The sequence below is a fragment of the Streptomyces sp. NBC_01016 genome, assembly GCF_026341035.1.
Classification (GTDB): Bacteria; Actinomycetota; Actinomycetes; order Streptomycetales; family Streptomycetaceae; genus Streptomyces.
The window spans coordinates 5,879,387-5,896,507 of record NZ_JAPEOQ010000001.1; the positions used below are offsets into that span (position 1 = coordinate 5,879,387).

The following is a 17,121-nucleotide window of genomic DNA, read 5'->3' on the forward strand; positions in this document are numbered from 1 at the left end:
GTCATGGACAACGAGCTCTACGACTACAGCCCGATCACCGAGCGGGAGCCCGTCCGCTGGCCGAACGGGGCCCGGGTCGCGTTCTATGTCGGCCTGAACATCGAGCACTTCACGCTCGGCGTGCCCTCCACCAGCCTCAACGAGGGGACGGCCGGCCTGGTGCCGGACGCGCTGAACCACGGCTGGCGGGACTACGGCCCGCGGGTCGGCATCTGGCGGGTGATGGAGGCGCTCGACCGGTACCGCGTCCGGGCCAGTGTGCTGCTCAACTCCGACGTCACCACCCACTACCCGCAGATCATCGAAGCCGGCCGGGCCCGCGGCTGGGCCTGGCTCGCGCACGGCCGCACCAACTCCGTCCTGCAGGCCGGCATGACGCCGCAGGAGGAGCGGGAGTACCTCACCGACGTCGTCACCACGATCGAGAAGGCCACCGGGCGCCGCCCGCGCGGCTGGATGGGCCCGGCACTGACCGAGACCTTCCACACCCCGCGGCTGCTCGCCGAACTCGGCCTGGACTACGTGCTCGACTGGACCGCCGACGACCAGCCGTTCCTGCTGAACGAGCCCGGCATGCTGAGCGTGCCGTACTCCGTCGAACTGAACGACCTGGCACTGTTCACCCTGCACGGCATGACGGGTCCGGACTTCCTGCAGCTGGTCAAGGACCAGTTCGACCAGCTCTACGCCGATGCGGCGGACAGCGGCCGGGTGATGGCGCTGGCCCTGCACCCGTTCGTCATCGGCCAGGCGTTCAGGACCAGATACCTCGCGCAGGCGCTGGCGTACATCTGCGGGCACCGCGGCGTGTGGCTGACCACGAGCGACGAGATCGCCGAGCACTACCGCCGTACCGCGCAGAAGAGGCCGTAGCGGCAACGGCACGCAGGCGCCGAAGCCGACGACGGCACCCCTATCACCCATGACCGCGGGCCGAGTTGGACCGCACGCACCGCACCGCACCGCACCGCATCCACCCGGCCGGGGCCTCCCGGCGCAATACAGCGTTGTCCCCGGCCAGGGCCTGGAATAGAGTCCGGGCGTGTCCGCATCCGGCCGGGTTCCGGCCGGAACCGTTCCCCCGCACGTGACGCGGCTGCTGCTGCGCGCGGGACAGGCGGCGGGACTGGACCGAAGCCGGCTGGCGAAGGTGGCCGGGCTGGCAAGCCTGGACGACGAGGCCGTACGGCTGCCCTCGGCCTCGCTCGTACGGATATGGGAGGAGTGGGCGGCTCAGCTGCGCGACCTCGGCGGCGGCTCGCTGCCCTGGCGGCTGTGGCGCCCCGGCTCGCTCGGCGTGTGGGACTACCTGTTCACCAGCGCCGATACGCTCACGGAAGCATTCGAGCACGCCGACCGCCACGCGGCAGTCGTCACCGACCCGTCGGAGTCGTTCACACCGGTGCACGACGCCGCCGGACTCACCGTCACCTTCCACGGCCGGTTCGCCAGCCACCCGATCTTCCCGATCATCGCCGAGTTCGCCGTGTCGATGATCCTCACCGCGGCCGCCTCGGGCGCCGGCCGCCCGCTGACCCCGCTCCGGGTGACCCTCACCGGCCCTGCGCCGCGCCGGCACGGGCACCTGGCCGAGACGTACGGCACCCGCAACATCGCGTTCGGCGCGGAGACGCCCTCCGTCACCTTCTCGGCCGCCGACACGAACCGGCCCCTGCCGCGGGCGGATCCGGTACTGGCAGCCATCCTGCGCGACCACGCACGCACCAGGGTGGCCACCTCCCGCACTGTGCTGTCGTGGCTCGACCGCTTCCGCGGCGAGGCCGAACTGAGCCTCACCCACATCGCCCACAGACTGGGGATGTCACCCCGCACGGTGCAGCGCCGCCTCCACGAACAGGACACCACCTGGCGCACGGAGCTGGAATGCGCCCGCCGGCGGCGCGTGGAGCAGCTGCTCGCGACCTCACTGACCGTGGAGTCGATCGCGACCCGCACCGGCTACACCGACCCGCGCTCCCTGCGCCGCGCCCTCCACCGCTGGTACGGCCAGGGCCCCGCCGAACTGCGCCGCCCCCGCACCTCGCCGTAACCCCCCAGGAACCCAGCCACCCCGGGGAGCCGGCACACACTCCGACGCACCCCATGAAAGACAGCGAATCGGGGAGAGCAACGGCCAACACAGGGCGCGGTGGCGCGACGAGGACGACGCGGCACACCGCCGGGCCAGCTCCGGGCGCCGTGAGCGCCGCGTGGATGCGGCCATGAACACCTTCATGCCGCTGCGCCGCGGGAGCGCCGAGGACGCCCGCCGGAGCGTGCCGCTCACCGGCGGCGGCACCGTACGCCTCCAGACCTCGGCCGTCCTGCGGCTGGACGAGAACGCGTTCGCCGACGTACTGACGCAGCCACGCATCGAGGAGTGGACCGGCATGACGGTCCACGCCATGGGGTCCCCGGGGCGGATGGAGCTCTTCCCGGCCTGCCCTCTGCCGTCCGGACCGATCCGAATGCTGTTGCCGAAGACCGCCAGGGGCAGGCTGCTCACCGAGGCCCCCTGCCCTCGTCCACGGCGGCCGTGAAAGGTGCCGATCGGTCATCTCGCCGCTTGCCGTGAGCGCCGAGGCAGGAATCCTCCCGGGCCGCGCGGGCACACCTGGCTGAAATCTGGTGGGTGTGTGGCTGGGATCATTCGGGTGCCGGGCGGGTCAAACGGAATCTTCCAACAGGGGTGCTGGGCAGGCAGGTTGAGGCGAAACGGTCCTGATAGCATCCCGGCGGCGATCTTGATCAACTCATCCAGCGTGCCGACTTGACACGTGCCTGCGGGGTGAGAGCGGGGGTACGGGTCGCCAGTTCCTCCTGCCCGTGCCACGAGAGGTGTCCATGACCCACGCACTTGTGTGGACCCTGGGTGCGATTGCGCTGATATCCGTCGCCGCGAATGTCGCACTCATTACCCGCAACCGAGCGGTGACCGCGAAGAGACGCCAGGCCGAGGCCGCGCAGAAACAGGAGCTGAGCCGCGCCACCGCGCAACTCGCGGCCCAGCAGGGCGAGTTGGCCGCGGCCCGCTCCGAGCGGGAGAGCGTCATCGCCGGGGCGCGCGAGGCCGCGGAGGACAGCACGAAGAGCGTCCTCAAGGGCGCGGCGAGCTTCCTGCAGAGCCTTGCGGCCGAACAGACCGCCCTGCTGGACACCGTGCAGCGCAAGCACGGCGGCCACGAGGTGCTCAGCGACCTCCTCGACGTGGCGCACGCGAACGCCCAGATGGCACGCAAGGCACAGGGCATCGCGGTGATGTGCGGTGCGCCGCTGGGCCGCCGCAACCGGCCGGCCAGCGTGTACGACGTCGTGCAGAACGCGAAGGGCCAGATCCGCAACTTCCAGCGCGTGTCGATCATGCAGCAGAGCGGCCTCGCCCTCAAGGCGTCCGCGGTCACCCCGGTGGCCCTGGCGGTCGCCGAGCTGCTGGACAACGCGGCGAGCTTCTCGCAGCACGACGCTCCGATCGAGGTCACGTTCCAGCGTGTCCAGGGCAACCTCTGCATCGTCATCGACGACGCCGGCGTCAGCATGAACGACGAGGACCGGCAGCGGGCGACCGCCCTGCTCTCCGGCGACGAGGCGCCGCGGCTGCAGCAGCTGGGCACGCAGCCCAAGTTCGGTTTCCCCGTGATCGGCCTGATCGCCCGTCAGCACGGCTTCCAGGTGGACGTCACCGGGGTCTCCCGCTACGGCGGAGTGCGGGCCGTCGTCCGACTGCCCGAGGAGTTGTGGACCATGGAAGAGGCGACCCCCAAGGCCGCGGCGCCGGCTCCCGCTCCCGCCCCCGCCCCCCACCCTGCACCCGTACGGCAGGGTCCGGGCCCGTCCGGGGTCGCTCCCCAGCGCACCGCGCACGGACTGCCCAAGCGCGCTGCCCGGCAGACGCCGACGGCCTCCCCGGCAGCAGTCCGCGCGCCCCGTCCGGTGGACGAGGCCACGCAGACAGGGCCGCGGGCATCCAGCCGGGGCCTGGGTGCGTTCCAGCGCGGCACCCTTGAAGCCCGCGCCGATGAGTCCCCCCTGGGCGAAGGGTCTGATGAGCGGTGAGCACCTCCGACCTGTCATGGATGCTCGATGACATCGTTAACAACGTGCCCGGCGCGCGCCATGCGGTCCTGCTGTCCGCCGACGGCCTGCCCCGTGCATCCACCGAGGGCCTCGGCGAGCGGGACCTGGTGACCATCTCCACGGCCATGTCCGGTATCCAGGCCCTGAGCCGGGCCACGGCGCCCTTCGTCGGAACCGCGCCGGCCGCGTCCTGGACGCAGACCATCATCGAGTTCCAGCACGGCTGGATCTTCCTGATCGGAGCCGGTCAGGGCGCCTATCTGGCGGCGGCCGCGGAACCCCATGTGGACATGCAGCAGATCAGTTACCGCATGCACCGTCTGGTGGCCCGGCTGGGACACAACATGACGTCCGCACCTCGCGTGGACGGTCCGCAGGCAGGCCGGCGCGGCAGCCCCGAGCCGGCGCCCGGTGAGGAGACGGCCGATGTGCTCAAGGAGCTCGATGTGGCGCTCGCCGACGTGCACGGCGCCCGCCACGCGGTGCTGCTGGGCGGCGACGGACTGCCGCGCGGCGGCACCTCGGGCCTGCCGCGCGATCTCGCCGACCGGATCTCGGCGGCCATGACCGGCATCCACGCCAACAGCCGGGCCGCCGCGCAGTTCGCGGGCGCGACCGCGGACGTGGCGTGGCAGCAGACGGCCATCGAGTTCCAGCACGGGTGGATCTTCCTCATCGCCGCCGGTGACGGGGCGCTCCTGGCGGCCTCGGCCGACCACGACTGCAACATCGAGCACTTGACGTCCCAGCTGCATGCGGCAGAGCTCAGGATCGCGGCCTCTGCCGGGGCCGGCAGGGTGCCCGGCAATGTCTGAGCCCAGCGGTCCGGACCTCGAGCTGACGTCCGACCTCGTCCCGCTCTTCGTGATCACGAACGGGCGGTCCCTGCCCCCCGAGCACGAATTCGAGCACACCGCGATGGTGACCTCTGCCGACGGGTCCGAGGCCGCCCTGCGCGCCCTGACGCCCGAGGCCCGCAGGGTCATGGAAGTGGTCACCGGCGGGGTCCTGTCCGTCGCCGAGGTCGCCGGCCACACCCGGTTCCCGATCGGCGTCGTGCGCATCCTGCTGGCCCAACTCGCGGAGGCCGGCCTGCTCGACGTCCGCCAGCCGGTCCCGGCCGCCGAGCTGGTGGACATCGACCTCGTCCGTGCTGTGCGCACCGGCCTGCAGAAGAAATTCGGAGTGTGACGTGTACCTGGATCCCTCTGTCAGCCAGGCCGTGAAGGTGCTCATCGTGGGCCATTTCGGCGTGGGGAAAACCACCTGCATCGGCAGTCTCTCGGAGATCAAACCGCTGCGGACCGAAGAGCAGATCACGATGGCCAGTGTGGGGCTCGACGACCTCACCAGCACACCGAACAAGACGACCACCACCGTGGCCATGGACTTCGGCCGCCTCACCCTCTCCGACAGCCTGGTCCTCTACCTGTTCGGCACGCCCGGCCAGGAGCGGTTCACCGAAATGTGGGAGGACCTCTCGCGCGGCGCACTGGGCGCGCTCGTCCTGGTCGACCCCGCGCGCATCGACGAGTCCTTCGCCGTCCTCGACCTCGTCGAGTCGTTCGGACTCACCTACACGGTCGGTGTGAACTCCTTCGCGGGCGGCACCGAGTACGCCCTCAAGGAGGTGCACGAGGCACTGAACCTCCACCCCGAGACCCCGATCGTGCGGTGCGACGTACGCGACGAGCGTTCCTCCGCCGAGGCACTGATCACCCTCGTGCAGCACCTCATGACCCAGCTCGCCGCCTAGGAGCCCCTGCATGTCCCAGCCGACCGACCCCCGCCTGATACCGCCCGGCTGCCCGGCGCACGCCCAGGGCGGCAACACCCAGCTGTACGGGACCGATTTCGCGGCCAACCCCGAGGCCTACTACGCGCACCTGCGACAGGCCGGGCCCAGCGCGCCCGTCGACATCGCCCCCGGCGTCGAGGTCGAACTCGTCACCAGCTACGACGCCGCCCTGCACATCCTGCAGAACCCGGCCACCTTCCCGCGCGACGCGCGCCGCTGGAACGCGCTGAACGAGGGGCGGGTGCCGGCCGACAGCCCGGCCCTGCCGATGATGGCCTGGCGGCGCAACGCCCTGTTCGCCGACGGTGCCGACCACGCCAAGCTGCGCCAGGCCGTCACCGCTGCCCTGGCCACCGTGGACGAGCGTGCGCTGATCCGCCAGACCCAGGCCTCCGCCGACTACCTCATCAGCGGCTTCAGCTCGGACCGGCACGGCCGCGCCGAGCTCATGGCCGAGTACGCCGGCCCCCTGCCCCTCTTGGTCTTCTCCCACCTGTTCGGCTGCCCTCCCGAGATCGGCGACCGGGTCATCACCGGGATCTCCGGCATCTTCGAGGGCGCCGCCGGCGCGGACCAGATCCTCGGCCAGGCGCTCGCCGAGCTGATCTCGCTCAAGCACCGCCGGCCGGGCGACGACCTCACCACCGAGCTGATCCGCCAGCACACCCTCCTCACCAGCGACCGGGCCGAGGCCGACGAGGCCGTGCTCCAGCAGCTCGTCACGCTGCTCTCCGGCGGCACCGCCCCGCTCGCCGCGGCCATCGGCACCAGCGCCGCCCTGTACCTGGGGGAGGACTGGCCCACCGGCCTTCCGGTCGAGGACGCCGTCTCCCAGGCCCTGTGGTCCTACGCGCCGATCGCCAACTACGCCGGTCACTACCCGACGGTGGACATCGAACTCGGCGAGCGGAGGCTGCGGGCCGGCGATCCGGTGCTCATCTCGTTCGCCGCGGCCAACACGGATCCGCGGCTGACCGAGCACCGGGCCCAGCTCAACTCGAAGGCCCATCTCGCGTTCGGGGCGGGACCCCACGCGTGTCCGGCGAAGGACCCGGCGCTGCTGATCGCGGTGACGGCGGTCGAGTGCCTGCTCAACCGGCTGCCCGACCTGGAGCTCGACAGGCCCTTCTCGGCGCTCGACTGGGTGCCCTCGCCGTGGAGCCGCGCGCTGGCCGCGTTGCCCGTGCGCTTCTCCCCACGGGCCGTCTCCACCGCCTCCGCCCCGTACGAGTCCGCCGCCCCGGCGGTGTCCCGGCCCACGCCCGGCCTCCAGCCGCCCGCGGCCGAACCGGCCGCCTCCGCTTCCACCGGAGCCGGCGTCGAGGACGAGTCCGGCCAGGGCAAAAAGCGCAAGGCGGGACTGTTCAGCCGCTTCGTGGCATGGACCAGGGGCGAGTGACGCAGGCAACTCCACTTTCCTGCGGTGCCATTGGATACTCAAATGATCTTGTGGGTATTCATGGCGGCTGATGCTCGGAAAGGAGCACAGTGGGAATCGCCGTACTGCCGCAGGATCTTCGCCGCGCCACCGTCAGAGTCTTCTCGCGCCTGCGCACCCCCCAGGGGCAGGCAAATCCACTCCCTCACTACGCCGAACTCGCTGCATCAGGACCGGTCAGCCCCGCACCCTGGGGCGGCCACCTGGTCACCGGGTTCGCCGAGTGCGACCAGGTCCTGCGCGACCGGCAGTGGTGCGAACCCGACCGGCGCTGGCGCGAGCGGCAGGGCCCAGGCACCCGCTGGGCCGCGCCGTCCTCGCAGGAGATGAGCCACGCCCTGCCCAACCTCAACGGGCCGGAACACGCCCGAATACGCCGGGCGGCCGACGGTTTCGACCGCGCCGCCATCGGCCGTCTCCGCCCCGTCATCACGACAGCCACCGACCGCCTCCTCGACACATTCCACGAACAACTCCGCCACGGGGAGGCCGACTTCGCAGCCCTGGTCGGCGAGGAGCTCCCCATCGCCACGGTCGGACACTGGCTGGGCTTGCCCCGCGCCGACTGGCCCCGGCTGCGCGAGCTCACCCACGACCAGGTGTTCACCCAGGAACTCCTGCCGACGGCCAGTCAGCTCGCCCGCTCCGACGCCGCAACCGTGGAACTGCGCACGTACTTCACCGACCTCGTCCGCGCTCGCCGCGCCCGCCCGGGAGACGACCCCGTCTCGCAGTGGATCCGCACCTGGGACACCCTCGAAACCGACCGCGACCAGGCCGACCACCAGGTCTACCACCTGGCCCGCTTCGTCCTGCTGGCCGCGCTGGAGACCACCGCGACCCTGCTGTCGCAAGCGGTCCTCCACCTCGTCGAACACCCCCTGCACTGGGACGCGGTCGCCGCCGACCCCGAACTCGTCCCGGGCGCCGTGGAGGAGAGCCTGCGCTACGACCCGCCCACCCATGTGATCAGCCGCGTCGCCTCCCACGACATGCGCCTGGCCGGCCGCGACATCCGTGAGGGCGAGATGGCCCACCTCCTGATCGGCGCCGCCCACCACGACCCGCACCGGCACGCCGACCCCGCCACCTACAACCCGCACCGAAACCCCGGCGGCCACCTCGCCTTCAGCGGCGGCGTCCACTACTGCCTCGGCGCCCCCCTGGCCCGCCTGGAAGCACAGACCCTCATCACCCAACTCACCCGCCGCATCCCCCGCCTCACCCTCGTACGCCCGCCCACCTGGGCGCCCCGCGTCGCCTTCCGCCGCCTCCTGAACCTGGACCTCACCCTCGCATGACCGACCACCTCCAGCCCTCCGACGGCTACAAAACCCTCCACCTCGACCAGGACGGGCCCGTCCTGCACGCCCGGCTCCACGCCGGCCGCACGGACGCCGTCCTCGACGTCGCCGCCATCGACGACCTCCTGCGACTGCTCGACAGCCTCACCGAGCGCACCGACGTGAAGGTCCTGGTCCTGTCCTCGCTGGCCGACGACTTCTGCCTGGGAGCCGACCGCAGCGAGTTCGCCGACGCACGCAAGGCCGACCCGACCGGCGCGGCCCTGCGCCGCATCGTCGACAAGGGCTTCCGGCTCTGTCAGGCCCTGGAGACCACCGACGCCATCACCATCGCGCGCCTCCACGGCCGGGTCACCGGTGCCGGCCTCGCCCTCGTCTCCTACTGTGACCTCCGCGTCGGCGCCGACACCAGCCGCTACCGCATGCCCGAAGTAGGCCTCGGACTGCCACCCGCATGGGGCGGCGCCACCGGCCGCCTCATCACCGAGGTCGGAGTCTCCCGCATCCGTGAACTCATGCTGACCAGCCGCGAGTTCGACGCTGCCACCGCGCACCGGATCGACTTCCTGCACGAAACCGTGCCCGAAGAGGGCCTCGACCGCGCGGTCACCGCCTGGACGCGTCTCCTCGGCCGCCGCTCCCAGGAATCAATGATCGCCGCCAAACGGATACTGACCGGCTACGCCCGCGCCGACCGCACCGCCGACCTGGGCCTGCTCGACGCCAATCTCCTCACCGCCCACCTGTAATTCAGGACGGGCTCGGAGCCGGGGCGGGCGCCTGCAGGAGTGAGGCAGGCAGATAGGCAGAGGTCGCCGTGCAGGTCCCAGCCGTGGACCTGCAGGCGAGCACGGACAGAGCGATCGCGCCCAGGGGGAGCAGGCTCTCGGGCCCGGCCTCTTCACCGGCGGCGCTTCGGTGGGTGACGAGCCGTTCGTGCAGCGCCTGCTCGAACGCGGCCTGGTCGCCGCGGAGCAGGATGCGCAGCAGCCGCTGGTCGGGGCCCGTGGCCCCGGCCGCATCCAGCGCGAGGGCAGCGTCGAGGCGCTCGCCCATCGACGGCATCCACAGGGGAACTTCCGGCCAGCCGCGGGGCAGACGGCCGGCCGACGGCGTCAAGTAACCGCACAGGGCGTCCACCTGCGCGAGACCGGCTGCATCGGAGACCGAGCCGCACGCTACGCGCTGAACTCACCGACGCGATGGAAGAGCGGCCTGTCGCTGCGGCGACTGCGGGTGTCGGGCGATCTTGCGGGTCTGCTGCGTCTACTCGCGATCGAGGCGCTCGGCCGGCGAACCGTGTGAGACATGCAACGAACACCCATGATCAATTTCCGCCGCGTCCGGCCCGCCGCCTAGCGTCCCCCGGACACATCGACAGCCGGGGGCTTATCGAGCGGAAAGACAGCACGTGATGACCCCGGCCCACAGCGGCAGAGGCTCCGGGAGCCTCATATCCGCCCTGCTGCCCGACGGGGCAGAGGGGCCGTTCCTGGTGCTCCTCTTCGCCGCCCTGATCGGGCCGGCCTTCTACGGCCGGTACAAGCAGCGCCGCGACGGCACGCACCCGCCGCGTGTGAACGCCGCGGTGCAGCGGGGCGCGGCCCGGGTCACCCTCTGCGGCGCCGTCCTTGCGGAAATCCTCGGCCTGATCGGGATCTTCGCCTTCAAAACCACGTGGCACGTGGTGGGCAGGCGTCGCGCCGCTCGTCCTCTGCGCCTTCGGGATCGTCCTGGTCCGATGGGCACGCGCGCACGCCCGGGGACACAGGTGACGCGCTCGGACAAGTGGCTGGTCGTCGCCCTGGTCGTGCTGATCATGGCCACCGTCTGCAACGCCGTCACGAGCCGCACCGGCTGGGGCCGCGTGCGCGAGCTGGCCATCGGCGTCTACGTCATCAGCTTTCTGGCCTGGCACTTCCGCAGCGACCGGCGCAAGCGGCACGCAGGGAAGAGGAAGCCGAAGTGAAGCTCCACATGGACGGGACGGACCGGGTCCTGCTCATCGCGCTGACCATCCTCGGCATTGCCAACGCCACGGACTCGGACGCCTCGACCGGGTGGCGGCTGTGGGGCACCTTCATGCCCGCCGCCCTCGCCTGCAGGATCATCCGCGATGCCCGCCGCAAGCGGCGCAGGCAGCGTGCCGAGCGCCAGGCCCTGCTGACGCGCCTCGACCGCCTCATGCGCCGCGAGGTGAAGCGCCGATGAAGAAGCACCTGAAGAAGAACCTCGGCGCCGTGCCGGGCGGTGCTGCGGTCAGCGTGGCGGGCGGGGCGAGCGGCGCCGCCTGGGGCGGATCCGGCGGCGCAGTCGTGCCGTGGTGGCTGTGTGCCCTCGTAGGAATCGTTCTCCTCCCACTGATCGTGATCATCGTCCAGAACGTCCGTGACATGGTCCGGCTGGCGAAGGCGAACCGATGAAGTGGATCTCGCCCAGCGGGCCGCCGCGCAGCCGGAGGTTCCATGCCGTCCAGATCGGGCTCGTCGTGGGCTACTGCCTCGCGGGCGGCGTCGAGGTCTCCGTATGGCGCTACTCGGTGCAGGCGGCCTGCATCGGCGCGCTGATTGCCTCGTCCGTCTGGAACTGGTGGCGCATGCGGCGCACATGGAAGAAGGGCCCCAAGTGATCAAGCGCCTGAAGAAGCTCGGTGCGATGCCCGCCACCACTGGCGGCATCACCACTGGCGGCATCGCCGCTGGCGGGGTCGCCGCTGGCGGGGTCGGCGGCAGCACCTGGAGCGGATTCGGTTCCGATGTCGCCGTGGTCATGCCGTGGCGGCTGTGGGCCCTCTTGGGAGCCGTCCTCTGCGCGCTGTTCGTGGCCACCGTCAAGAACATCCGTGACGCACTCCGTCTGGCAAAGGCGAACCGATGAAGCCGCCTGCCAAACGGCGGCTGAAGTTCGTGGGTGTGGTTGCGGACCCGCCGAAGCCGCTCACCGTCCTGGAGATCGTGGTGAACGTCGCCACGGCCGTCATGGTCTTCGGCGCCCTCGGGTTCATCACAGGCAAGTGGGACATGGCGATCGGCGCGGGCGTCAGCGGCACGGGGGTCCACCTCCTGTTCCAGTGGTGGTGGCGCCGTTCCGACCGGCCGGAGCACAACGAGGGCGAAGATGGGTAAGCCCACGAGGCTCGTCCTGTACGCCTTGGTCGTGTTCGCCGTTCTGGGCGCCATCGAAGCCGTCACGGGAAAGTGGAACGCCGTCATCAACGGCGGGTGCATTTTTCTCGGCTCCGTGGGCTGGAACTACTTCCACGCCCGGCGCATCGAGCAGCGCGGGAACGACGATGATCATTAACGTCCTGGTCCGGATCATGTACGCGCTCATCCTCGGCGGCATGGTCGCCTACGTCGCCCAGGGCCTCTTCCATGACGGCTGGGTGTCGGCGGCCTTCGGTGCCATCACCGTCGCCGTCTGCGCTGTCTGGAACCTGCGCCGGGCCACGGTGTACCGCGACAAACGGCTGGGCAGCTCCGGCACCCGTATCAGCCGGTTCCTGGCCACGCGTACCGGCCTCGCCGTCATGCTCGTAGTGCTGGCGCTGGCCATGGCGCTCTTCATGCTCGGCTGGGGCGACTGTCCCACGCGGGACGCCTCCGGGAAGTGCGGCATGCCCAGCCACATGAACTGGTAGCCAAGCAGGGAGCCTGGCCCCCCTGTCCGGGAATCGCGACCATTACGGCCGCTCCCGAAGTTTCTACTCCTCCTGCTTCGGTGGGTTCCGAGTGACCTGACGGAGCTGCTTCTCGACGTCGAACCGGTTGAGGTCGCTTTTGAACGCGTACATGGAGACCGCATCCTGTGCCCTCGCCGCGGCCTCGAACCAGACCTCGCGTTGCTTCTCGCGTTCATCATCATCGAGGTGCTCGAGCTTCCGGCCCTCGTCGTCGGCCGAGTGGAGGCGCGATACGGCGGCAGAGATCCACAACCGGATCACCGTCGGCGGAGCGAGGTCGGGTCAGCTCGGATCCGTCCGCAGCTGCCCGGTGGCGGGGGCCGCGGGAGCCAGGGTGACGCCATGGGCCGCTGCGAGGCGGATGACTGCATCCTCGAAGGCCGTGACGTTCTCCTCCGTCGGGCCTTCGGAGCGGGCCCTTGCAGAGGCGGCGTTCAATTCGACCTGAGCTGCTTCCTTTCCCTCCATTCTGCGACTTTATGAGAGGAAGCTCGGCTGACCGGTGCGGGTCCGCAAGGCGAGCGAGAACCGGCGTCGTTTCCCGCCGCCTCAGAACCGACAAGTCCACCACTGGCCCTGGAGGGCGTGACCGTGCCGTTCGACCCCGACCGCCCGGCCCCGGCAAACGGGATGAAGTACCGCACCGAGTACGGCTACATCCTGGCCGGCCCGGACGAACGAGGATGCTGCGTGATCCACGAACTGTGGGTCGCACCGGAGCACCGCGGAAACGGAACAGGACGCCTACTCGTCGACCACGTCCGCACCTGGGCAAGAGAACACGCCCTGGCACCGTTGATCGTCCACTGCTCGCCCCGCAATAGAGACGGGCGCGCCTTCTACGAGGCGCTCGGGATGCGGGCTGTGTCCGTGGTCTACCAAGACGATCTGGCCGAGTAGACAAAGCGTCGTGGCAGCACAACGGAGCTACCAGCAGATGACACCCCTCAGCTCCTGGACGCGTTCTGTTGTCACTGACCTCCATCAGCACCATGTGCGGCGCCTACATCGCCGACTGGAACGAAACACACATCCACAACCCCAACTGGCCGCCACACGCGAAATTCCACAACGCGCAGACCATGAGCACCGGCGCCGCACTCGGCGCCATCGGACTGTGGGCACTGTGGGGCCGCGGAGCCGACGCCTCCGGCGAGCGACTGAAACTGGCGACCGGTGCCGCCTCGCTGTACTGGATCACCCAGATGTCGGCCATCGCGTACCCCGGAACCGCCTTCATGGACCCGCCGAAGAAGGGCGCCCCGCAAGCAGTACTCGCCGGGGCCACACTCACCCTCAACGGCCTGGCCTTCGCCCTGGAACGCCGACGGCTGCGCCGGTGATACCCGGCCGCCGATTCCTCACCGTGCTCCGCCGCACGGGGATCACACAACTCCACCACCACGTGGAACAGGAGTCAGAGATACAGAGATCCCGCCCAACCTTCCGACCGGGCGGGATCTCATCACTGATCTTCGTGTGCTCCGCTTCCCTGCACGGCCAGACCAGGAGATCGACACACCAACTACCCCTCCTTGTACGCCAACTAAAAATCCTCGTCACAACGAACACACCCACCGGGCCGAGCGCACGGGCCGCAACCCCTCCACAGGCGAGGCGATCACCATCCCCACTGCCTACAGCGTGAAGGCGACCGCGGACTCCAAGCTCAAGAAGGCCGCCAAGAACAAGCAGCCCCCTCGAAGCCGGGACGCTGGCGAGGCACGCAGACACCTCGCAGACGTGGAACCTCGAGATACCGAGAGACGGCGATGTGTACCGAACCACAATCGGACTCACTAGCCTTACCGCACAAGCGTTACGCCCAGGTGATGCCCAACTCCCTTAGTGCGCCCAGCTGCTCGGCGTCGAGTTTGTCGCGCCGGGTCTTGGTGTTGGTGATCCATACGCCCAGCTTCACAATCACTGGCTCCGCTTCGCCGTCGACGGCGATCGGTTCGCTGTGTCCGCGCGGCACCGGCCGGTGGGCGCCTTCCCGCTCGACCCACTGCGTGAGGGCTGTCAGGCCTCGTTGGAATGCCTGCTGCGCTTTGCTCGGTCCCTTCGTCGTACGAGTGGCTGTCGGGGCGGGCTGGATGCCCAGCTTGGTCAGCCGCTCCTGCTGCTCGGGAAGGAGCCGTGCCCAGTTGCCCGGCTGCTTCTGCTGCTTCAGCCATTTGCCGATGTCGTCGCTGTCCATGAGTACGCCGGGTGCGATGTCGGGGAGCCGGCCGTCGGGTTCGTCGGCGGCGAGGTCGGCCAGGACGCGGTAGTGCCGCTGCCAGTCCAGCGGCCACGGGCAGTTCCAGTCCGGGTCGATCTCCGCTAGCTGCGCCGCACGTACGGCGGCGCGCACCGGGGCCTTGCCCAGGCCGTTCTTCTGCCCCTTCCGGCGGAGGTTGGCGATGTGCTGTCCGACGGGCACCAGCGTCTCGCTCTCGCCCCACACTGCGTCCTGGCGGGGTGCGAGGTGTCCGGTGGCCCGCCGGTACGAGCGGAGCGCGGCGAGCTTGTTCTCCCAGGCTTCCTCGCCCGGCTCCCACGCCATCCCGGCTTCCGGGGCGTCCAGCAGGGTCTTGCGCCGCTCCTCCAGTTCCCCGGCCCGTAGTGCTTTGCGCTGCTGGTGCACCCACCTGCCGAGGGGGAAGTCCTTGGTGACGCCGACCTCGGTCTCGGCGTCGTAGGGGACGGCGTAGAGGCCGGTGATCTGGTTCTCGGCCCGCCAGCGCAGCAGGGCTTGGTAGCCCTCCAGCCACACCAGCGACTCGGGCTGGTAGACCCGGGTGCGCAGAAAGGCGGCGATCGTGGCCGCGTCTCTGGGGGAGGAGAAGCGGAGCAGTACGGACTCGGCAGTGTCGTCCTGCTCCTGGTCGTCGCCGTCATCTTCGCCGCCGGCCCCGACGATCCGGCCGCTCTTGTCCCGCTGGATGTGGACCGTGCGCTTTCCGCTGGTGAGGGCGCGGGAGGCGAGCTGCTCGACGAGTCGTTCATCATGCGATCGCAGACCCTGGAGCACAGCTACGAGCGGACGGAACGAGGCGCTGGCGATCATGTCGGTGGGGTTTTCGCCGGGCTTCAGGAACACGGGCACGATGATCCGTGCGACCTTGGTGGAGCCGTCTTTGTTGAGGCGGAGTGCGCGGCCGATGTTCTGCACGATCTCGACCTGGGAGCCGCGGGTGTCGGCGAAGCAGACGGCTTCCACGCCTCGTTTGCCGGTGATGTCGACGCCTTCTCCGAGTACGCGACAGCTGGCGAGGAACGCGCGGTGCACGCGCCGGTTGCTGGCGTCGATGCCCTCTGCGAACTGGCGCAGGGCTTCCCGGCGTTCGGTGACGTGGTGGTCGCCGCACAGCCATGCTGACCAGACGCGCTCTGGTGGTACGTGGCGGCCGGCGTCGAGTTCGTAGAAGTCGGCGTCGATCGATGATGCGGGGAGCCGGTCCGCGGCCACCAGGCCGTCCTCGGAGGTGTCGTTGGCGTACAGCTCCGCGGCGGTCTCCGGCAGTTTCTCCGCGAAGGCCGCTGCTTCCTCCACCTTCTGATGGAAGGTCATCACCGTACGGAGGTTCCACTTCGCGGCGTGTTCCAGGAGTGCGGTCTGGAGCAGGGCCAGGCGCCGGCCACGCTGCGCCTCTTCGGATTCCCCGAGGACGGGGGAGGGGTCGCGGATCTCGAGGACGTCGATCTCGAATCCGGCGAGGATTTCGCGTTCGATCGCCTCCGAGAGTCCCAGCTCGGCCAGCCATGGTCCGTAGATCTCGGAGTCCTGGCCCATGGACGCGATCTCCGCCTCCTGGCCGTGCGGGCCCTTCTGCGGGCGGGGCGCGGCGAGGATGCGGGGGGTTGCGGTGAGGTAGAGCCGGTAGTCGGCGGGGACGCGGGCGTTGTCGTGGATCGCCGCCCATGGCTTGCCAAGATCGCCTGCGGTTGAGTGCGCCTCGTCGACGATGGCGAGCGAAAAACCGTCCATCCGCTGTCCGTACAGCTGCTCCCCGCCCGCGAGAGCGGCCTCCAGCGGCCCGCGCACCTTCCGCTGACCCGCAGGGTCGTCGAAGTCCTCGCGGTCCACGAGGGAGGCGTATGTGGCGAGCACGATGACGGGTCCGTGTCCGGCCCACAGGGCGAGCTGGATCGGGTTGGTGGTGGTGCGCACCCCCAACGCACCCAGGACCGGGTCGTTCTCCAGCGAGCACACCGTGACCATCGGCGCGGTGTGGCCCACCAGACGCCAGGCCTCGACGGTCTGCGCGAGCAGGTCCAGGGTCGGCACCATGACCAGGATCCGACCGCCCGCGAACGACTCCAGCGCGCATGCGGCGGCCGTGATCGTCTTGCCCGAGCCGGTCGCGGACACGATCGTGCCCCGGGCACCCTGCGGGGACACCGGTGCCCTTTCAGGGAACCCCACCCACCGGCGAAACGCGGAGCGTTGAGCTACCTGGTGCCCCTTGAGCCGAATCGCTGACATCTTCGTGCCCCCTCAACGCCTGAATTCATTCAGGCGAGGATCTCACCCCTAGGGTGTCCCATGCTTCCACCAAAGGTACATGCTGCATCAATTTTGATGCAGCTAAGACACCAACACCCCAGACCCCAACCAGCCACACACCTTTGCCGCTAGCCCGGCCCGCGCCAGCGGGCCCAAGTTCCGCAGGCGCAGCCGAAGGAACCCCAGGGCAGCGGACCTGCCCCCAAGGCTGAAGCGCAGCGGAAGCCTCCAGGTGAGAGCGAAGCTCGAACCCGCTCCGAGAGCGCAGCGAACGGAGCCTCAATCCCCATGCGCAGCATGGGGATTGAGCGGGATGCGCAGCATCCCGCCAGC

Annotated in this window: 24 protein-coding genes and 1 pseudogene; 21 read left to right on the forward strand and 4 right to left on the reverse strand. The window is 69.9% G+C overall.

Annotated features, from left to right (window positions below; genetic code table 11):
- The first annotated feature begins 3 nt into the window (after positions 1–3).
- The 10 genes and pseudogenes from OG746_RS26555 (at position 4) to OG746_RS26600 (ending at position 9,363) form a co-directional block, all read left to right on the forward strand.
- Positions 4–873: a polysaccharide deacetylase family protein gene (locus OG746_RS26555; RefSeq protein WP_266718585.1), complete on the forward strand. Its 870-nt coding sequence runs from the start codon at positions 4–6 to the stop codon at positions 871–873.
- A gap of 169 nt (positions 874–1,042) precedes the next feature.
- A complete protein-coding gene (locus OG746_RS26560; protein WP_266718587.1) occupies positions 1,043–2,050 on the forward strand; it encodes an AraC family transcriptional regulator ligand-binding domain-containing protein in 1,008 nt (335 codons plus the stop codon).
- A gap of 172 nt (positions 2,051–2,222) precedes the next feature.
- Positions 2,223–2,548: pseudogene (locus OG746_RS26565) on the forward strand (methyltransferase, FxLD system); the annotation flags it as partial.
- Between the two features lie 296 nt (positions 2,549–2,844).
- Positions 2,845–4,053, forward strand: a complete 1,209-nt coding sequence (locus OG746_RS26570) for an ATP-binding protein (RefSeq protein WP_266718589.1) — start codon at positions 2,845–2,847, stop codon at positions 4,051–4,053.
- A 20-nt stretch (positions 4,054–4,073) separates the two neighbouring features.
- Positions 4,074–4,889, forward strand: a complete 816-nt coding sequence (locus OG746_RS26575) for a roadblock/LC7 domain-containing protein (RefSeq protein ID WP_266719214.1) — start codon at positions 4,074–4,076, stop codon at positions 4,887–4,889.
- Positions 4,882–5,265, forward strand: a complete 384-nt coding sequence (locus OG746_RS26580; protein WP_266718590.1) for a DUF742 domain-containing protein — start codon at positions 4,882–4,884, stop codon at positions 5,263–5,265. The genes OG746_RS26575 and OG746_RS26580 overlap by 8 nt, the downstream gene beginning before the upstream one ends.
- 1 nt (position 5,266) lies before the next feature.
- The gene (locus OG746_RS26585) at positions 5,267–5,830 is read left to right on the forward strand and encodes a GTP-binding protein (protein ID WP_266718591.1); all 564 of its coding nucleotides are present in this window, start codon (positions 5,267–5,269) and stop codon (positions 5,828–5,830) included.
- 10 nt (positions 5,831–5,840) lie between these two features.
- Positions 5,841–7,271: a cytochrome P450 family protein gene (locus OG746_RS26590; RefSeq protein WP_266718592.1), complete on the forward strand. Its 1,431-nt coding sequence runs from the start codon at positions 5,841–5,843 to the stop codon at positions 7,269–7,271.
- 89 nt (positions 7,272–7,360) lie between these two features.
- The gene (locus tag OG746_RS26595; RefSeq protein WP_266718593.1) at positions 7,361–8,611 is read left to right on the forward strand and encodes a cytochrome P450; all 1,251 of its coding nucleotides are present in this window, start codon (positions 7,361–7,363) and stop codon (positions 8,609–8,611) included.
- The gene (locus OG746_RS26600) at positions 8,608–9,363 is read left to right on the forward strand and encodes an enoyl-CoA hydratase/isomerase family protein (protein WP_266718595.1); all 756 of its coding nucleotides are present in this window, start codon (positions 8,608–8,610) and stop codon (positions 9,361–9,363) included. Before OG746_RS26595 ends, OG746_RS26600 begins: the two co-directional genes overlap by 4 nt.
- A gap of 1 nt (position 9,364) precedes the next feature.
- Here OG746_RS26600 and OG746_RS26605 read toward each other — a convergent pair whose 3' ends face one another.
- Positions 9,365–9,670: an Imm49 family immunity protein gene (locus tag OG746_RS26605; RefSeq protein ID WP_323179666.1), complete on the reverse strand. Its 306-nt coding sequence runs from the start codon at positions 9,668–9,670 to the stop codon at positions 9,365–9,367.
- A 358-nt stretch (positions 9,671–10,028) separates the two neighbouring features.
- Between OG746_RS26605 and OG746_RS26610 the strand changes: the two genes are divergently transcribed.
- The 8 genes from OG746_RS26610 to OG746_RS26645 are packed head-to-tail and all read left to right on the forward strand — an operon-like array spanning position 10,029 to position 12,254.
- Positions 10,029–10,583, forward strand: a complete 555-nt coding sequence (locus OG746_RS26610; protein ID WP_266718596.1) for a hypothetical protein — start codon at positions 10,029–10,031, stop codon at positions 10,581–10,583.
- Positions 10,580–10,825, forward strand: a complete 246-nt coding sequence (locus OG746_RS26615) for a hypothetical protein (RefSeq protein WP_266718597.1) — start codon at positions 10,580–10,582, stop codon at positions 10,823–10,825. The genes OG746_RS26610 and OG746_RS26615 overlap by 4 nt, the downstream gene beginning before the upstream one ends.
- Entirely contained in the window at positions 10,822–11,037 is a 216-nt protein-coding gene (locus OG746_RS26620) for a hypothetical protein (RefSeq protein WP_266718598.1), read from the forward strand. The genes OG746_RS26615 and OG746_RS26620 overlap by 4 nt, the downstream gene beginning before the upstream one ends.
- Positions 11,034–11,243 carry a hypothetical protein gene (locus OG746_RS26625; protein ID WP_266718600.1) on the forward strand — a complete coding sequence of 70 codons (210 nt, stop codon included), beginning with the start codon at positions 11,034–11,036 and terminating at the stop codon, positions 11,241–11,243. Before OG746_RS26620 ends, OG746_RS26625 begins: the two co-directional genes overlap by 4 nt.
- Positions 11,240–11,491, forward strand: coding sequence for a hypothetical protein (locus OG746_RS26630; RefSeq protein ID WP_266718602.1), 252 nt, complete (start codon positions 11,240–11,242; stop codon positions 11,489–11,491). The genes OG746_RS26625 and OG746_RS26630 overlap by 4 nt, the downstream gene beginning before the upstream one ends.
- Entirely contained in the window at positions 11,488–11,739 is a 252-nt protein-coding gene (locus OG746_RS26635; RefSeq protein WP_266718604.1) for a hypothetical protein, read from the forward strand. Before OG746_RS26630 ends, OG746_RS26635 begins: the two co-directional genes overlap by 4 nt.
- Positions 11,732–11,917 (forward strand): hypothetical protein, encoded by a 186-nt coding sequence (locus OG746_RS26640; RefSeq protein ID WP_266718606.1) that lies wholly within the window; start codon positions 11,732–11,734, stop codon positions 11,915–11,917. The genes OG746_RS26635 and OG746_RS26640 overlap by 8 nt, the downstream gene beginning before the upstream one ends.
- Complete coding sequence (locus tag OG746_RS26645; RefSeq protein WP_266718608.1) at positions 11,907–12,254, forward strand: hypothetical protein; 348 nt, start codon at positions 11,907–11,909, stop codon at positions 12,252–12,254. The genes OG746_RS26640 and OG746_RS26645 overlap by 11 nt, the downstream gene beginning before the upstream one ends.
- A gap of 63 nt (positions 12,255–12,317) precedes the next feature.
- On the opposite strand, the gene OG746_RS26650 is transcribed toward OG746_RS26645, so the two are convergent.
- Both OG746_RS26650 and OG746_RS26655 read right to left on the reverse strand, forming a co-directional pair.
- Complete coding sequence (locus tag OG746_RS26650; protein WP_266718610.1) at positions 12,318–12,548, reverse strand: hypothetical protein; 231 nt, start codon at positions 12,546–12,548, stop codon at positions 12,318–12,320.
- 30 nt (positions 12,549–12,578) lie between these two features.
- Positions 12,579–12,764, reverse strand: coding sequence for a hypothetical protein (locus OG746_RS26655; RefSeq protein WP_266718611.1), 186 nt, complete (start codon positions 12,762–12,764; stop codon positions 12,579–12,581).
- A gap of 123 nt (positions 12,765–12,887) precedes the next feature.
- Between OG746_RS26655 and OG746_RS26660 the strand changes: the two genes are divergently transcribed.
- The 3 genes from OG746_RS26660 to OG746_RS45645 all read left to right on the forward strand — a co-directional run bounded on the left by OG746_RS26660 (position 12,888) and on the right by OG746_RS45645 (position 14,099).
- Positions 12,888–13,196 carry a GNAT family N-acetyltransferase gene (locus OG746_RS26660; RefSeq protein ID WP_266718613.1) on the forward strand — a complete coding sequence of 103 codons (309 nt, stop codon included), beginning with the start codon at positions 12,888–12,890 and terminating at the stop codon, positions 13,194–13,196.
- A 68-nt stretch (positions 13,197–13,264) separates the two neighbouring features.
- On the forward strand, positions 13,265–13,639 hold the full coding sequence (locus OG746_RS26665; RefSeq protein ID WP_266718615.1) for a DUF6640 family protein: 375 nt from the start codon (positions 13,265–13,267) through the stop codon (positions 13,637–13,639).
- Positions 13,640–13,775: 136 nt separating this feature from the next.
- On the forward strand, positions 13,776–14,099 hold the full coding sequence (locus OG746_RS45645) for an HU family DNA-binding protein (RefSeq protein ID WP_524540451.1): 324 nt from the start codon (positions 13,776–13,778) through the stop codon (positions 14,097–14,099).
- 16 nt (positions 14,100–14,115) lie between these two features.
- On the opposite strand, the gene OG746_RS26675 is transcribed toward OG746_RS45645, so the two are convergent.
- Positions 14,116–16,767, reverse strand: a complete 2,652-nt coding sequence (locus OG746_RS26675; protein ID WP_266718617.1) for a DEAD/DEAH box helicase — start codon at positions 16,765–16,767, stop codon at positions 14,116–14,118.
- Positions 16,768–17,121: the final 354 nt, after the last annotated feature.

Excerpts from the sequence above, each read along its gene's own strand:
- OG746_RS26555 (WP_266718585.1), top strand. The coding sequence starts at position 4 with ATGGACAACGAGCTCTACGACTACAGCCCGATCACCGAGCGGGAGCCC.
- OG746_RS26570 (WP_266718589.1), top strand. The coding sequence starts at position 2,845 with ATGACCCACGCACTTGTGTGGACCCTGGGTGCGATTGCGCTGATATCC.
- OG746_RS26575 (WP_266719214.1), top strand. The coding sequence starts at position 4,074 with ATGCTCGATGACATCGTTAACAACGTGCCCGGCGCGCGCCATGCGGTC.
- OG746_RS26580 (WP_266718590.1), top strand. The coding sequence starts at position 4,882 with ATGTCTGAGCCCAGCGGTCCGGACCTCGAGCTGACGTCCGACCTCGTC.
- OG746_RS26590 (WP_266718592.1), top strand. The coding sequence starts at position 5,841 with ATGTCCCAGCCGACCGACCCCCGCCTGATACCGCCCGGCTGCCCGGCG.
- OG746_RS26600 (WP_266718595.1), top strand. The coding sequence starts at position 8,608 with ATGACCGACCACCTCCAGCCCTCCGACGGCTACAAAACCCTCCACCTC.
- OG746_RS26605 (WP_323179666.1), bottom strand. The coding sequence starts at position 9,670 with ATGGGCGAGCGCCTCGACGCTGCCCTCGCGCTGGATGCGGCCGGGGCC.
- OG746_RS26610 (WP_266718596.1), top strand. The coding sequence starts at position 10,029 with ATGACCCCGGCCCACAGCGGCAGAGGCTCCGGGAGCCTCATATCCGCC.
- OG746_RS26620 (WP_266718598.1), top strand. The coding sequence starts at position 10,822 with ATGAAGAAGCACCTGAAGAAGAACCTCGGCGCCGTGCCGGGCGGTGCT.
- OG746_RS26625 (WP_266718600.1), top strand. The coding sequence starts at position 11,034 with ATGAAGTGGATCTCGCCCAGCGGGCCGCCGCGCAGCCGGAGGTTCCAT.
- OG746_RS26635 (WP_266718604.1), top strand. The coding sequence starts at position 11,488 with ATGAAGCCGCCTGCCAAACGGCGGCTGAAGTTCGTGGGTGTGGTTGCG.
- OG746_RS26640 (WP_266718606.1), top strand. The coding sequence starts at position 11,732 with ATGGGTAAGCCCACGAGGCTCGTCCTGTACGCCTTGGTCGTGTTCGCC.
- OG746_RS26645 (WP_266718608.1), top strand. The coding sequence starts at position 11,907 with ATGATCATTAACGTCCTGGTCCGGATCATGTACGCGCTCATCCTCGGC.
- OG746_RS26655 (WP_266718611.1), bottom strand. The coding sequence starts at position 12,764 with ATGGAGGGAAAGGAAGCAGCTCAGGTCGAATTGAACGCCGCCTCTGCA.
- OG746_RS26675 (WP_266718617.1), bottom strand. The coding sequence starts at position 16,767 with ATGTCAGCGATTCGGCTCAAGGGGCACCAGGTAGCTCAACGCTCCGCG.